The 14,281-nt window shown below is 46.4% G+C and carries 18 protein-coding genes and 1 riboswitch; of the genes, 11 read left to right on the top strand and 7 right to left on the bottom strand.

Going from position 1 to position 14,281, the window contains the following annotated elements; genetic code table 11:
- The 4 genes from AC1DSE_RS17930 to AC1DSE_RS17915 form a co-directional block, all read left to right on the top strand.
- Window positions 1-329, top strand: a 329-nt coding sequence (locus AC1DSE_RS17930; protein WP_477527977.1) for a heterodisulfide reductase-related iron-sulfur binding cluster, incomplete at its 5' end; no start/stop codon positions are given.
- 1 nt (window position 330) lies between these two features.
- On the top strand, window positions 331-1,860 hold the full coding sequence (locus tag AC1DSE_RS17925; protein WP_477511312.1) for a LutB/LldF family L-lactate oxidation iron-sulfur protein: 1,530 nt from the start codon (window positions 331-333) through the stop codon (window positions 1,858-1,860).
- Complete coding sequence (locus tag AC1DSE_RS17920) at window positions 1,853-2,578, top strand: LutC/YkgG family protein (RefSeq protein ID WP_477511311.1); 726 nt, start codon at window positions 1,853-1,855, stop codon at window positions 2,576-2,578. The genes AC1DSE_RS17925 and AC1DSE_RS17920 overlap by 8 nt, the downstream gene beginning before the upstream one ends.
- A gap of 79 nt (window positions 2,579-2,657) precedes the next feature.
- A complete protein-coding gene (locus tag AC1DSE_RS17915; RefSeq protein ID WP_477511343.1) occupies window positions 2,658-3,383 on the top strand; it encodes a FadR/GntR family transcriptional regulator in 726 nt (241 codons plus the stop codon).
- Between the two features lie 135 nt (window positions 3,384-3,518).
- Here the strand turns inward: AC1DSE_RS17915 and AC1DSE_RS17910 are convergent, their stop codons facing one another.
- Window positions 3,519-4,421: a J domain-containing protein gene (locus AC1DSE_RS17910; RefSeq protein ID WP_477511310.1), complete on the bottom strand. Its 903-nt coding sequence runs from the start codon at window positions 4,419-4,421 to the stop codon at window positions 3,519-3,521.
- 288 nt (window positions 4,422-4,709) lie between these two features.
- On the opposite strand from AC1DSE_RS17910, the gene AC1DSE_RS17905 reads away from it, so the two are divergent.
- Window positions 4,710-5,819: a rhamnogalacturonan acetylesterase gene (locus AC1DSE_RS17905; RefSeq protein WP_477511309.1), complete on the top strand. Its 1,110-nt coding sequence runs from the start codon at window positions 4,710-4,712 to the stop codon at window positions 5,817-5,819.
- Window positions 5,820-5,922: 103 nt separating this feature from the next.
- Here the strand turns inward: AC1DSE_RS17905 and AC1DSE_RS17900 are convergent, their stop codons facing one another.
- Window positions 5,923-6,588, bottom strand: a complete 666-nt coding sequence (locus AC1DSE_RS17900) for an HAD family hydrolase (protein ID WP_477511308.1) — start codon at window positions 6,586-6,588, stop codon at window positions 5,923-5,925.
- 53 nt (window positions 6,589-6,641) lie between these two features.
- Entirely contained in the window at window positions 6,642-7,223 is a 582-nt protein-coding gene (locus AC1DSE_RS17895) for a DJ-1/PfpI family protein (protein ID WP_477527976.1), read from the bottom strand.
- A gap of 154 nt (window positions 7,224-7,377) precedes the next feature.
- On the opposite strand from AC1DSE_RS17895, the gene AC1DSE_RS17890 reads away from it, so the two are divergent.
- From AC1DSE_RS17890 to AC1DSE_RS17865, 6 genes are all read left to right on the top strand, one after another.
- Window positions 7,378-7,899: a hypothetical protein gene (locus AC1DSE_RS17890; RefSeq protein WP_441880969.1), complete on the top strand. Its 522-nt coding sequence runs from the start codon at window positions 7,378-7,380 to the stop codon at window positions 7,897-7,899.
- A gap of 149 nt (window positions 7,900-8,048) precedes the next feature.
- Window positions 8,049-8,092: riboswitch (PreQ1 riboswitch) on the top strand.
- Between the two features lie 146 nt (window positions 8,093-8,238).
- On the top strand, window positions 8,239-8,889 hold the full coding sequence (gene queC, locus AC1DSE_RS17885; protein WP_477511305.1) for a 7-cyano-7-deazaguanine synthase QueC: 651 nt from the start codon (window positions 8,239-8,241) through the stop codon (window positions 8,887-8,889).
- 9 nt (window positions 8,890-8,898) lie between these two features.
- The gene (gene queD, locus AC1DSE_RS17880; protein ID WP_076266764.1) at window positions 8,899-9,336 is read left to right on the top strand and encodes a 6-carboxytetrahydropterin synthase QueD; all 438 of its coding nucleotides are present in this window, start codon (window positions 8,899-8,901) and stop codon (window positions 9,334-9,336) included.
- A gap of 2 nt (window positions 9,337-9,338) precedes the next feature.
- Complete coding sequence (gene queE, locus AC1DSE_RS17875; protein ID WP_477511304.1) at window positions 9,339-10,070, top strand: 7-carboxy-7-deazaguanine synthase QueE; 732 nt, start codon at window positions 9,339-9,341, stop codon at window positions 10,068-10,070.
- Window positions 10,071-10,101: 31 nt separating this feature from the next.
- Complete coding sequence (queF, locus tag AC1DSE_RS17870; RefSeq protein ID WP_339203627.1) at window positions 10,102-10,599, top strand: preQ(1) synthase; 498 nt, start codon at window positions 10,102-10,104, stop codon at window positions 10,597-10,599.
- Window positions 10,600-10,761: 162 nt separating this feature from the next.
- Entirely contained in the window at window positions 10,762-10,944 is a 183-nt protein-coding gene (locus AC1DSE_RS17865; RefSeq protein ID WP_076266766.1) for a hypothetical protein, read from the top strand.
- Between the two features lie 102 nt (window positions 10,945-11,046).
- Here the strand turns inward: AC1DSE_RS17865 and thiD are convergent, their stop codons facing one another.
- The 4 genes from thiD to AC1DSE_RS17845 form a co-directional block, all read right to left on the bottom strand.
- Complete coding sequence (gene thiD / locus AC1DSE_RS17860) at window positions 11,047-11,856, bottom strand: bifunctional hydroxymethylpyrimidine kinase/phosphomethylpyrimidine kinase (protein WP_477511303.1); 810 nt, start codon at window positions 11,854-11,856, stop codon at window positions 11,047-11,049.
- 32 nt (window positions 11,857-11,888) lie between these two features.
- Window positions 11,889-12,914 carry an ABC transporter substrate-binding protein gene (locus AC1DSE_RS17855; protein ID WP_477511302.1) on the bottom strand — a complete coding sequence of 342 codons (1,026 nt, stop codon included), beginning with the start codon at window positions 12,912-12,914 and terminating at the stop codon, window positions 11,889-11,891.
- A complete protein-coding gene (locus AC1DSE_RS17850) occupies window positions 12,911-13,687 on the bottom strand; it encodes an ABC transporter permease (protein ID WP_477527975.1) in 777 nt (258 codons plus the stop codon). The genes AC1DSE_RS17855 and AC1DSE_RS17850 overlap by 4 nt, the downstream gene beginning before the upstream one ends.
- On the bottom strand, window positions 13,668-14,281 hold a 614-nt coding region (locus AC1DSE_RS17845), incomplete at its 5' end, for an ABC transporter ATP-binding protein (protein ID WP_477527974.1). The genes AC1DSE_RS17845 and AC1DSE_RS17850, both read right to left, overlap by 20 nt.

Below are 14,281 nucleotides of genomic sequence, written 5' to 3'. Positions count from 1 at the left end.
CATATCATCCTTCCTGCCACGGCAGTCGGATACTTGGCGTAAAGGATGAGCCGCTTGCGCTTATTCAGAATGTGAAGGGACTTGAGCTCGTACCTCTCCCATTTGCTGAGGATTGCTGCGGCTTTGGCGGAACATTCGCTGTCAAGATGGCTGATATTTCTGGAGCAATGGTGACCGAGAAGGTCGATCATGTGCTGGAGACGGAAGCGGAAGTGTTGGTCGGGCTAGATATGGCTTGTTTACTCAACATTGCTGGAAACCTGCGTTATCGCAACGAACCCGTCCGTGTTATGCACTTGGCTGAGCTGCTATATGAAGGGGTGAAATAAGATGGCTGTCGTGAAAAAGGAAGCTACAGTAAAAGCAAGAGCGGATCTTGCCCTCAACGACGAGTTTTTGCGCAAAGCGGTGCGATTCACAACAGAACGGCTGCGCAATGGGAAGAAAAAAGCGACTGACGAACACGGGAATTGGGAAGAATGGCGGGAGCGGGGCAGACAAATTCGTCTCCATACGATCGCGCATTTGGATTATTATTTGAACTTGTTTGTGAACAATGCCCGCGCAAACGGTGTTCACATCCATTTTGCGAATACGGCTGAGGAAGCGGTCAAGCTGACGCTAGACATAGCAGAGCATGCGAATGCGAAGTCGGTCGTCAAATCCAAGTCAATGGTTTCAGAGGAGCTGCATCTTAATCATGCGCTTGAATCCATTGGCGTTGAAGCGGTAGAAACCGACTTAGGCGAATATATTATTCAGCTTGCAGGTGAAATGCCATCCCACATCGTCATCCCAGCCATTCACAAAAACCGTTATCAAATCGCCGAATTGCTGTCCAAGGAGGCTGGCTATACGCTGCCGCCGGATACGACGGCGCTTGCAGGTTTCGTTCGCAAAAAGCTGCGCGAGAAGTTTTTGGAGGCTGAGATCGGCATGACCGGCTGCAACTTTGCGATTGCGGAGACGGGATCGATGGTGCTTTTTGAAAATGAAGGCAATGCTCGGATGGTGAGTACCGTCCCTAAAACTCAAATAACGTTGATGGGTATGGAGCGAATCATTCCATCATGGTCTGATCTTGAGGTGATGGCTACATTGCTGCCGCGCTCGGCAACTGGACAAAAGCTGACGATGTATATGAATGGCATTACAGGCCCGCGCCGCTCCGAGGATGCAGACGGCCCGGACGAAATGCACATCATAATAATTGATAATGGCCGTTCTTTGCAGCTTGGCGATCCGGAGTTCCAAGAGCTGCTCAATTGTATTCGCTGCGGTGCATGTCTGAATGCTTGTCCGGTATATCGCCACATTGGCGGTCATGCTTATGGCAGCACGTATAGCGGACCAATTGGAGCCGTGCTTACGCCGTCCTTGAACAAAAACATCGCTGAATGGGATGATGTCGCCAATGCTTCCAGCTTATGCGGCGCTTGCTATGAGGCTTGTCCGGTGAAAATCCCCCTTCATGATATGCTTGTTTATTTACGCAGACGCAAGGTGGAAAGTGGAAATGGCAGCAAAATGGAGTCCATTGGTATGCAAGGCTTCGCCACCGTAATGGGCAATTCCTCGCGACTTGGCGGAGTACTGCGACTCGGTAAGCTCGGTCAGAAGCTCGTTGTACGAAGCGGCGTCATTAAGACGAAGCTTGGGCCGCTAAAGGGCTGGAACACCTATCGTGTAACACCTAGCCTGCCAAAGGAATCGTTCCGTGATCGCTGGGATACGCTTGATCAAGAGCTGAAGCAGGGTCTAAAACAGATGGAGCCGTCGATGCAAAATCGGATGGAGGAGCTTGTACGTAATCGTGAGCATGAGGAGAAGCAAGGTAAAGGAGGACATGGTCATGGCTGAGACACATAAACAATGGCTGGAAAAGCTTGAAGCAGATTCGCGGGTGAAACAGGAGCTTTTTATGAATGATATTGCGGCTAAGCTGAGACATCCACGAATGACACATAAGCCGCAGCATCCATTTCGCGGAGCTCCCGATTTCTGGAACTCATTCGAATGGACGGAAGAAGAGCGAATCAAACAGTTTACAGACAATTTTCTTTCAGTAGGCGGTCATGTAGCACGTCTTCCATCGATGGATGATGTGAAATCCTTTATCGTTTCCAAAGCGGAGGAAATGAGTGCTAAATATATTATTCGTCAAAATCAGCCAGAGCTGGATGAGCTCGATCTTGAAGGCGCTTTGAAGGATTCGCAGGTATCGGTGTGGAATACGGATGTTGAGCAGCATTGGCGCGCTCGTGCAGCTGAAGCAGATTTTGGCATCGTGATCGCGGATCATGCCGTTGCCTATACGGGTTCGGTTACTGTATTATCAGCTCCGAATAAAGGGCGGTCCGTTAGTTTGCTGCCAACCGTACTTATTATTATTATCCCGATCGAACGTTTAAAAACGAGGCTTGGCGAAGTGCTCGTGACGTTTGATGAAGCGGGACGCGAGCAGCTGCCAGCAGGTATTCATTTTATTACTGGCCCAAGCCGTTCATCCGATATTGAGAATGATTTGACTATCGGCGTTCACGGACCAGGCATCGTGTATGCGCTGTTAGTCGGGTAGCTATAAAGGTAAGGGTAGGAGAAGCGGCTTGGCGTTGTTAGAAGGCAGTGCATGCCGTTAAGGTTGGAGGTGAGAGTTTATTCCGTCATTAGAAGTAGAGAAGCTGTCAAAACGCAATCATTACGAGGAAATTACCGAGCAAGTGAAGCGTCTTATTATAGATGGCAAATTAAAAGTGGGAGATAAGCTTCCCTCTACGAAACAAATGTCCGAGCAATTTGGGGTAGGGCGCTCAACTACCCGTGAAGCGCTGAGCGCACTTAAAGCGATGGGCTTGATTGAAATTCGGCAAGGAGGCGGCTGTCGCGTCATTCGCAGCGTACCGATTGATATGGAGCTGCCGGAGCTAGCGTCTCTCCGTATGAACCGAAAGACGGTGCTGGAATTACTGGAAGCTCGCGAATCTCTTGAGGTTTCCAATGCTGCAATCGCGGCTGTAAAGCATACGGATGAGGATCATAAACAGCTGAGCCAAATTATCGATGAGATGGAGCGTGCCGCTGGTGATGAGTCCGAAGGTGAGAGACTGGATTTACGATTTCATCTCACGCTTGCCAATGCGACCCATAACACGATCATGGTACGTTTGTTCGAATCGATTATGAATCATATCGAAACAGCTATCCATGATATTAGGCGGGTGGAGCTTTATTCGAGCGCGGCGGTAGCGGAACGACTTCATAGGGAGCATTCTACAATAGTTGAAGCGATTGCGAAGAAGGACCCTGAGCTTGCAGCTGAGCAAATGAAGCAGCATTTGAAGCATGTTGAGAGCATCGTGCTGAAGCATTTGGGAGAGGGCTAGTTGATGGAGAATCCTTGAATAGCATGCGATAAGATGTTTTTCAAAAGTACTGTCGGCCAGTCAACATTTAAAAAGCCCGATTACCGCACATACCATCATTATGGCTGTCGGAATCGGGCTTTTTTTGTTATTTAGCTATTTTATTGTAGCCAGGTATTTATTAATGAATGCTTTGGCTTTGTCTGGATTTTTGCTGTCGACTCTGATGCCGATAATCATGTTTTCTTTGTACAGCGGAAGCTGGTTGACCAGTGCACTCTTGCTGAGGTCAATTCCGTATACATGCTCTTGTGTATCCTCGTCGGTCTTAAGCTTCTTCGAAAGGCTGTCAGTCATGTGCGGCTTGAACACTCCGTTAACATCGTCGTCTAGCTTCATAAGCATTCCCTGAACGCCGATCCAATCGAAAATGCTCTCATCCATAATATATACATCCGGATGCTCAGTAGCTAGTACGAGCACTGCTTTCTGCATATAGGCAAATTGCGATTGCTGGTCTTTAGGGACAAACGTAAGCGTAGAAACAAATCTTTTCCATTCGGGAAACGCTGTCAAAAGAGCGGTTTCAATCGGCTCTTTCTTAGGCGCATCATCCTTCAGCATGTAATTGCCCATAAATGAAACGTTCAAATCGACGGGCGGCAAATTAGCGAGCCGCTCTTGTTCTTCACGATAGTTCATGAAGCTGATTACACCATAAATAATAAGTGCTACCGCAGCGATGGCTCCGAGCGTGTGAAACTTGTAATAGCGCCAGAAATGATCCATTTTCTGAGCTTGTCCAGCCATCTTCTTGTATTTACCGTACTCTTGCTCGTTGAAGGCAGCGGTTAGCTTGCGATCCTCGTACTCTAGAATCAGTCGATATGCTTTCGTAATCGTTGCAAAAGATTCATCCGCATCCCCCGCGTTATCCTTCTGCAGCTGTGCTCTGGAGCGTGATTGACGCATAAGTGTCGTATAACGCTTCTCCACTTCCTCTTTGGCCGCAAGCTCTGGCAGCCCCATCGTTTCATAGGCTTGTTTTAACTCGTCCACTTGTGTCACCTCAATTAGTAAATAGCTCCTATATGATTCCTATCTATTAGTATACGGAATTCCGCGGGTAACGCAAATTTTGACGAATTTATTCGTATGGAATTTTTCTCGTATGCAGAACTAGAAGAGAGCCATCGAGTGAAAAAGATAATGCACTGCGCTCTTTCATAAGGCAATCAAACGCAGGTGGACTGAATTTTGAACAAAAACCCCTTCTATTTAACTTCCTATCTTGTCGTATTTTGATATTCTAGAATGACATAAATAAACCGTTAGGATGGTGCCTTCATGACTGTTTCGCTTAAGTTTGATTTTGGGATCGGCAGCGCTCCCGCTTCACCATAYATACAAGTACTGCCGAATACGATCTATAACAAAGATGCAGGCTACGGTTTTGAGTCAACCCTGCGTATAGGCTCACGGAATAGAGAGGAGGCGGATCGTCTTCGCGGAGCTTTCTGTATTCCACTTGAAGCCGCGTTTGTTGTTGATCTGCCAAATGGCTGCTACACGATAACAGCTACGATAGGCGATGCCATTGCTCCAACCTCTACGACATTAAAATATGGCGTAGGGCGCATAGTGCTGCACAAGGCCGTTACATCAGCAGGACAATATGCGGTGCACAGCTTCACCGTCAAAGTAACCGATGGACGGCTGCGGCTTGCCTTCTCAGGGGTAGCGCCGCGAATAAATGCACTTCAGATTGACGAGGCGAAGCAAGCGACGACGATTTATTTGGCGGGAGACTCTACCGTAACCGATCAAGATACGTTCCCATATGCCGGATGGGGGCAGATGCTTCCGCTTTATTTTAAGACGGATGTAGCGATTGATAATCATGCTATGTCGGGAAGAAGCTCACGAAGCTTTATTAACGAAGGTCGATTGGCAGCAATCATGGAGCAAATAAAGCCGGGCGACTATTTATGGATTCAATTCGGACATAATGACGAGAAGCCGGATGAAGAGCGGGCAACTGAACCGTTTGGCAGCTTTAAGGAAATGCTGGCCGTTTATGTAGAGGAATCAAGAGCACGCGGTGCAAAACCTGTATTAATTACACCGATGCATCGCCGCAAATTCGACGAGCAAGGCAGGATTATCGATACTCATGGTGATTATTTGCTCGGAATGAAGCAGCTTGCGGCAGAGCTGGATGTTCCGCTGATCGATTTGGCTGCAAAGAGTAAGGATTTGTATGAGCGTTTGGGAGACGAGCCCTCTAAAGCGCTGTTCATGTGGGCTTATCCGGGAGAATTTATTCATTTTCCTGATGGCGCTCAGGACGACACACATTTTCAAGAGCTGGGCGGCATTCAAATTGCTGGATTAGTAGCAGAAGGCGTGCGTGAGCTCGCTTTATCGCCGCTGCTTTTATATTTAAAGGGGCGTTAGAAGCGGCAGCGGTGGTGAAGCTAAATAGCTGAATTATTGACATACGAAGAGGCTGCTCCACATGTAGATAAATCTACTTGAGGAGCAGCCTCTGTGGCTTCTTTTATGCTGAGAAACGATGGATGATGGCTGGAATTTCACGTAAATCATGACATATCGCATCTGGAAATTTAATCGAGTGGTCATTGCTCTTCAAAATCGTTCGCATCCCTAATTCGTTCGCCGGAATAATGTCAGCCTTGAGATTATCGCCAACAAAAACGGACTGCGCAGACGAAGAGCTTAAATTAGAGAGCGACAATTGAAAAATAGCATGATCAGGCTTTCGCAAATTGACCGCATCTGAAATCACAATATCATCAAAGAGCTCCATAATACCGAGAGCAGTTACTTTATTTCTCTGATAAAATTCCCTGCCATTCGTAATCATGCCTAATTTATATCCTCGCTGCTTTAAGGAGAGAAGCATTTCATTCATGCCGGGAAATCCGACGCTGTATTGATGAAAGTGATTGTTTAAATCATTAAGCAGCGGCGAAAATAGAGCGTCTTCAATCTTGAAAAATCCGATTAACTCGTTATAAACATCTTCTTTGGGTATGAGCCTATTATTTAATTCAGTAAACTTCGCTATAAAATCATCTCTGTTTGCAATGAGGGCATGGAGTGCAAAACGTTCATACTGATACTTTGCAAAGTTGATCAACGATTGGTTTTTATCAAGCAAGGTCTGGTCTAGGTCAAAGATAATCGTATCAATGGTGCTCAATGGATCACCTCCGTCTGTTCTTGCGAAACAACATCGTATTTACTAGGTGGGGTTTAATAGATCGCTATGCCTTCCATTTCATAAGGGTAATCCATTTGTATTTTAATACTTTTCACCTCATGCTCTTGTAAGAAAAAACCGATGATGTAAAGACCCAAATCAATCGAGGTGGCGACTCCTCCAGCTGTAATGACATTGCCGTCCCGTACAATTCGTGAGCGAATAACCTCTTTGCAGTAGGGCTCTAATAAATCATAGGCGAACGGATGGGTGGTCGCGTTTTTATTGGTCAGATAACCAGCAGCTCCAAGCAGCAGCGATCCTGTGCAAACCGATACGATATACGCTGCCTGCTGAGCCTCCTTTATCCAAGCAGTGAACGATTCATCAAACCTTAACGCTCTTGTTCCGAGTCCACCGGGAATGAAAATGAGGTCATATTGCATGAGATCCGGTTTGACTTGATTGACTTTAATCGTCATGCCAAGCTCATCCGTAACCTCATCCTGCAGCCCACAAATATCCCAAGAGAACTCTTTTGTTGATTCGTAGTACTTCAAGCGAGTGATGACATCATAGAAGCCGACAAAATCCAAAAAAGTAACGCCATCAAATAAAATAAAAKCTATTTTCATCGATGCAGCACCTCTTTTCTTTATTGCAATAATATTACAAATATGGACTTCGGTATAGATTAAAGTGTCAAAAAAGCGGATCGAAGGCTCGATTCTGTTTCTCTTATCGACTACAATAGCAAAGACGATATTGTAGTATAAGTGAGGGAAATCAATGTTTGATCCAACTGTTTATGAAAATTTGAAAGTAGTCTTTGAGAATCAGCTCTATGATTTGGATACGCTCGACCGGAAAATTGATATTATCAACCGGGTAGATCGTCTAGAGCTGGCGGTTATGTCGCGAGAATTTATGCTGGAGTTTAAGCTTGCTGAATATGCTGGGGTGTCTGCGGAAATTCAGCTGACTGCTTCGCTGAAGGATTTGGCGGCGGAAATATTGGAGCTGACGGGCGAGACCCCTGCATGCTCGCTTCGAATTCGTTTCTTCATGGAAGTGACGGATGTCACAACGCAGTGCAGCCAAATTAAGCAAGTCATGCAGCGTATTTGGGAGCCGGATATAGAACCGACACAAACGATAAGCTACCTTTTTGGCACGGAGCTGCCTACCTTTTCGAATGTAATCGAGCTTGGCTTTAGTCGCAAAATAGGCGAAGAGCAAATGGAGGATATTCCGGAGCTGATTGATCATGTCCTTAAGACATTGATGAAGCTGAAAGAGATTGCTGAATAGATGTTTTTTTATATTCCAGCCCTCTAAGTTCCTAATATTTACAGTGAAATACTGTCTGTTTCTTTAAGCAAGAAGCTATGCTATAGTACTTGTGAATGAACAACTGAAGAAGAAACTCCGAAGCTGTTGTCTACGGACAATTCTAGCTCTCGGGAGAGGTTCGCGAACTCCCTCTATAAAAAACTATGCGAAACGATTGTCCCATTAGGTGACATCGTCGTTTTCGCGTTCGGCGCGAAGCGGGTTTTTAACGCTTCGCGCCGTTTCTTTGGTTTTTTATGTACATACGAAGGAATTCAAGCGATCTCGGTCTTCTCACATCAGAGAGGGAGATGCAGCATGAAATCAGAAAAAGCGATCGTTGTGTTTAGCGGCGGTCAGGACAGCACGACCTGTTTATTTTGGGCAATGGAACGATTCGCGGAGGTAGAAGCCGTTACATTCAACTATGGACAGCGGCATAAGCTTGAGCTGGATTGCGCGGCGGATATCGCCAAGGAACTTCAGATCAAGCATCATATTCTTGATATGTCCCTTCTTAATCAATTAGCACCCAACGCACTCACAAGAGACGATATCGCGATTGAGCAAAAAGAAGGAGAGCTGCCTACAACTTTTGTTGATGGCCGCAATCTCTTATTTCTTACGTTCGCAGCAGTGCTTGCAAAGCAGCTTGGTGCGAAACATATCATAACAGGCGTATGCGAAACGGACTTTAGCGGATATCCGGACTGCCGGGATATATTCGTAAAGTCGTTGAATGTGACATTGAACTTGTCAATGGACTATCCGTTTGTGATCGATACGCCGCTTATGTGGCTGAACAAAGCCGAGACATGGAAGCTTGCGGATGAGCTGGGCGCCTTCGATTTTGTCCGTGAACGCACATTGACCTGTTATAACGGGATTATTGCGGATGGTTGCGGCGATTGTCCCGCTTGCCAGCTTCGAAAGAATGGGTTGGACGAATATTTAGTCCAGCGCATGTAGGGTGAAGCGATGATGCAGCAGATTTATCCGGCCGCACAGCATAGCTATAGTTATGAGCTTAATAAGGATTTTCACTTTGCAGCTGCTCACTTCGTACCGAGTGAAGAGGCTGGAAAATGCCAGCAGCTTCATGGCCATACGTATTATGCGAATGTAACAGTTGCAGGCGATGAGCTTGACGAGGCAGGTTTTCTTGTCAACTTCGCCATAATTAAAAGGTTGATTCATGATCGTTTTGACCATTCTTTGCTTAATGACGACAACGAGCACTTTAGCAATGTGTTGCCCGATCGTTTTCCTACGACTGAAGTGGTAGCACGAACGATTAGCGACATCGTTCAGCGCCATTTGGATGGTACTGTAAATCGTCCGCAATGCGTTCAAGTCTTTTTGCGTGAAACGCCGACGAGCTATTGTATTTATCGTCCGAAGCGGGAGGCGGTCTAACGATGCCATCCAATAAACGAATTCCTGTAATGGAAATATTCGGCCCTACGGTCCAAGGAGAAGGTATGGTAATTGGCCGGAAAACGATGTTTGTTCGTACTGCTGGCTGCGATTACAGCTGCTCTTGGTGCGATTCGGCATTTACTTGGGACGGCAGCGGCAAAGAAGATATTCGCATGCTGACAGCATTTGAAATGATAGAGCAATTAAAAGAAATAGGTGGAAATGCGTTTGAGCATGTGACGATTTCCGGTGGCAATCCCGCACTGCTCCCGCAGCTGGGTGAATTTGTTGATGAGCTCCATAAACAAAACATCAGCGTTGCACTGGAGACACAAGGGAGTCGTTGGCAGGACTGGTTTTGGTCGATTGATGAGCTCACTTTGTCGCCTAAGCCGCCGAGCTCTGGCATGAAGACAGACTGGTCGAAGCTCGATGAAATCGTGTCCAACCTGAATCGGAAATCAACTAGTTTTTGCTTAAAAACAGTCGTTTTCGACGAGGATGATCTAGAGTACGCGACATACGTTCACCTCAGGTATCCAATGGTTCCATTTTATTTGCAGGCAGGCAATGGAAACTTGCAGGAAACAGAGCCGCAGCTCATGCTTCCTTATTTATTGGAGCGTTATGAATGGCTGATCGAGAAGGTTATGCCGAATCAGGATTTAAAGCGGGTGCACGTTCTGCCGCAGCTTCATACCTGGGTATGGGGCAATAAGAAAGGCGTTTAATTCAAAACAGCTGAGAGAGGTGGAAACGAGCATGGAAGGAAGAAGCAAAGAGGAGCTGAGCGGTGTGACGCTGCTAGGCAATCAAGGAACACAATATTTGTTTAACTATGCACCGGAAATTTTGGAGGCCTTTGATAATAAGCATCCAAATCGCGATTATTTCGTGAAATTCAATTGTCCGGAATTTACGAGTCTTTGCCCAATGACGGGACAGCCGGATTTTGCAACCATTTATATATCATATATTCCAGGTGACAAAATGGTAGAGAGCAAGTCGCTTAAGCTGTATTTGTTCAGCTTCCGCAATCACGGTGATTTCCACGAGGATTGCATGAACATTATCATGAATGATTTAATTGCGCTGATGAGTCCAAGATATATAGAAGTTTGGGGCAAATTCACACCTCGTGGCGGCATATCCATCGATCCGTATTGCAATTATGGCCAGCCTGGCACAAAATATGAGCAAATGGCTGAGCATCGTCTCATGAATCATGATTTGTACCCAGAGAAAGTGGATAATCGTTAATTTAGAATTGCAGCTCAAATTAGTAAAAGAGATACATTTATGATAGATTTTTCTGAATTGCCCGACTAAGGTCTAGGTGAATTTCATGCCTGAAGTCCATTTCAATTATTCTATTAAAGTCTATACTTAGTTTAGAGTTATTAGAGAATAGGTGGACAAACGATGATTAAAAATGCGATTTGTATGTCTGTACTGCTTTGCACCATAGCATCTGCATTAACGAACTTTGGAGTATCTCCCGTTCGAGCGCTTGCAGCTCCAAGCGCGTCACAAGCTGAATATATTAGTATAGATAATATGATTGAGCCCTTCTTGTTGCAGCCAAAGCAGGATGAAAAGGCATGAAGGCTGTTTTAACACAAGCCTAAACTTGCATGAAAGCATGACTAATTAGTAAACGCCGCGACCTATATGGAAGCGGCGTTTGCTGTTTCTAATAGAATACAATCAGCTCAAGCGCTGTCTGTCCCTATAAGCAAAATGATTGGTTGGGCCATGACCGCTCCCAATCCCCAGCTTATCTTCAATAGCGGCTTGAATGAAGGCTTTGGCAGTTCTTATAGCTTCAAGTACAGGTTTGCCTTGAGCAATTTCTGCAGCAATCGCAGCGGAGAAAGTGCATCCAGTGCCGTGAGTATGCTTAGTGTCGATACGTTTGCTTTCCAAATATACAAATTGTTCTCCATCGTAGATGAGATCAACGAGCGGTTCGCTGCTTGAACCGTGGCCGCCCTTAATGACAACATAGCGGGAGCCCATCTGATGCAATATTCGGGCCGCTTCCTCTCGATCGCTTAACGTCCGGATCGGGATTCTTGCGATAAGCTCAGCTTCTGGAATGTTAGGAGTCGTTATAAGCGCGAGCGGCAGCAAATACGTAATCAGTGTCTGAATAGCTTCTTGCTGAAGCAGAGATGAGCCGCCTTTCGCCACCATGACAGGATCAATGATGAGATTATGCCAGTTATATTGCTTTACTTTCATTGCAACGATCTTTATAATCTCTGCGCTGAACAGCATGCCTGTCTTAACTGCGGATGGCTCCAGATCCTCGCCGATCGAATCGAGCTGGCAGCTAACAGCCTCAGCATCCAGCGGGTAGATGCCCTGAACGCCAAGCGTATTCTGCGCAGTCACTGCGGTAATAACCGACATGCCGTAGGTGCCGAGCTCTTGAAATGTTTTTAGATCAGCTTGAATACCTGCGCCGCCGCCGGAGTCCGAGCCTGCAATCGTAAGTGCTTGATATCTTCTCATCCGTGCATCTCCTTCGAAAGAGTAGAATTAATTTACAAGTTTGAAAAAGCATCCTCAGCCTTTATATTGTCTGGCAGCAAGTCGTTATCGACGAGCCAATCCCTAACATTAGACCAAGAAGCAGGCTCCTGATATCCAAATGATTGCTTCCCTGCATCCATGAGAGGCAGAAGAATGTCCAAGCTTTTTGTCTCGATTTCTTGATCGAGAGGGGAGGTCTGGTTCTCATGCTCAAATAAAATCGACAACGATTTTTGTTTATTTTCAGCTACAAATTGTTGACCCTCCGTAATGGCTGCGATGAAGCTTTTGAACAACGCCTGCTTCTCAGCTAGTCCTTGATCACTTGCTACAAGCACAAGCTCGTAATAATCCGGCACGCCAAAATCAGTTGGGTTTATCGCCGTCATGGGATGCCCTTCCTTGGCAAGCAGCAATTGCTCATGATTAATAAATCCACCGATGATCGCATCTACTTTGTTGGTTGCTATAGCCGGAATAAAGGAAAAACCAACGTCAATCATTTCCACATTTTGCGGGTCACCGCCGTCATGCTTAATCATGGTGCGCATCATTGCTTCATACAGAGGGATGGAGGAGAAGCCGACCTTTTTACCAACAAGTTCCTTGGGTGATTTGGCGCTTCCGCCTTCTGGTACCATTAGATGATTAAGTGGATGCCTGACGATTGCTGCAATGGATTTAACAGGAATTTCCTCGCCGCGAGCCATCAATACCTGTGGCTGGTAGCTGAGCGCCAAATCAACCTTGCCGGCAGCCACTAGCTTCAATGCATCATTCGTATCCGCGGGCATTTGAATGTTGACCTGTAAACCATGCTTCGCAAAATAACCGTTTGTTTGAGCCGCATAGAGGAAGGAATGCACCGCATTTGGATACCAGTCGAGCATAATGCTAATAGTCTGAGGATTCTGTTTTGCCGTAGTGTCCTCGGGTTTGTTTTCAGTTGGGACAGCGTTGCTGCTGCACCCGTTAAGTACGAGCAGCAGAGAAGCAAGCATCGGAATAATCCATTTCATTTTTGCTTTGATGATCATGTATTGAACCTCTTTCTCTTTAGTATTGATTTCTCCAATAGGACAATGGCAGCAAATAATAAGATGCCAATGAGGGATAGCAGAAAAACGGATGCAAACATGGAGTCGGCGTTCAAATTGCTGGACATTCGGCGGCTATAGTAGCCTAGGCCTTCACTGCCTCCAAGCCATTCACCGATGGTGGCGCCTACAACGCAATAAACGATCGATAACTTAAGCCCTGAGAAGAAGGACGGTAGGGCGATGGGGACTTGTATTTTTCTGAAAATACCCCAGCGCGTTRCTCCCATTGTGAGCAGCAGCTCTTCATATTCGCTACCGCTTTTCTTAAGCCCGTCATAGGTGCTCACAACGATAGGGAAAAAAGCAGTCAAAAAAACAACAGCGACCTTGCTCCAAATCGTATAGCCAAACCACATAATGAAAATTGGAGACAGAGCGATAAGCGGGATGGTCTGACTGATGACGACAAACGGGTACAGCGCCTTCTCCAGTATTCGGAAAGTGTGCATGCCTGCTGCGAGCGTAGTCCCAATAATAATCGACAATAGAAAACCGAGGGACACTTCTTTAAGCGTAGCCAGCAGATGGTTGCCAAGCAGCAGATGGCCATCTTCGATTAATGCCTGAGCTATTGAGCTAGGTGACGGCAGTATGTAGGGTGGAACCAATCCGAGCTGTGCGACCGCTTGCCAAACGAGCAGTAAGCTAATGAGCAGCAGTATGAATAGTCCGTAATGGCTCAGCCACTGGTTAATTAGAGGTTTGCGCATGCAGTCTTCGCTCCAAATCTTGCCGCAGCTTGATGAAGTCGGGTTCGTAATTTTGCTCATAGTGTCTTGGTCTCGGCAAAGGAACGACTATTTCCTGTATCCCTTGCGCCTCGTTAGCTGCACTTGGCAATAAATAAATGCGGTCGCTCAGCAATATCGCTTCCTCAAGATCATGTGTGATAAAGAGTACTGTTTTTCCAAGGTCGCTCCACAGCTCTAGCAGCCACTTATGCATACCGCGTTTGGTCATGGCGTCAAGCGCGCCAAACGGTTCGTCCAGCAGCAGCAGCTCTTGTCCGGTTACTAGTGTGCGCAGAAAAGCTGCCCGCTGTCGCATGCCGCCTGACAACTCGTCAGGGTAAGCTTGTTCATAGCCTGMCAGTCCGAAGCGCTCTAGCAGCTCCAAGATTTGGATCGTGTTATAATGGGGATTGCTGCGTGTCATCTCAAGTGGAAGCAGACAATTGCCGAGTATTGTTCTCCATGGCAGAAGAAGATCCTTTTGCGGCATATAAGCAATCTTGCCGAGACGATTGGGGGCAGGCTTGCCATACAGCCTAATTTCACCTTGGCTAGGCTGAAGCAATCCGGCCA

This window comes from Paenibacillus sp. 01L418, from assembly GCF_056400045.1.
Note: the sequence above shows the minus strand (reverse complement) of the source record. Positions and strands in the feature narration are given on the sequence as shown.

Coding starts and splice junctions, on each gene's coding strand:
- queD (WP_076266764.1), top strand. CDS start 8,899: ATGATGCAGCAGATTTATCCGGCCGCACAGCATAGCTATAGTTATGAG.
- AC1DSE_RS17855 (WP_477511302.1), bottom strand. CDS start 12,914: ATGATCATCAAAGCAAAAATGAAATGGATTATTCCGATGCTTGCTTCT.
- AC1DSE_RS17865 (WP_076266766.1), top strand. CDS start 10,762: ATGATTAAAAATGCGATTTGTATGTCTGTACTGCTTTGCACCATAGCA.
- AC1DSE_RS17925 (WP_477511312.1), top strand. CDS start 331: ATGGCTGTCGTGAAAAAGGAAGCTACAGTAAAAGCAAGAGCGGATCTT.
- thiD (WP_477511303.1), bottom strand. CDS start 11,856: ATGAGAAGATATCAAGCACTTACGATTGCAGGCTCGGACTCCGGCGGC.
- queE (WP_477511304.1), top strand. CDS start 9,339: ATGCCATCCAATAAACGAATTCCTGTAATGGAAATATTCGGCCCTACG.
- AC1DSE_RS17920 (WP_477511311.1), top strand. CDS start 1,853: ATGGCTGAGACACATAAACAATGGCTGGAAAAGCTTGAAGCAGATTCG.
- queF (WP_339203627.1), top strand. CDS start 10,102: ATGGAAGGAAGAAGCAAAGAGGAGCTGAGCGGTGTGACGCTGCTAGGC.
- queC (WP_477511305.1), top strand. CDS start 8,239: ATGAAATCAGAAAAAGCGATCGTTGTGTTTAGCGGCGGTCAGGACAGC.
- AC1DSE_RS17890 (WP_441880969.1), top strand. CDS start 7,378: ATGTTTGATCCAACTGTTTATGAAAATTTGAAAGTAGTCTTTGAGAAT.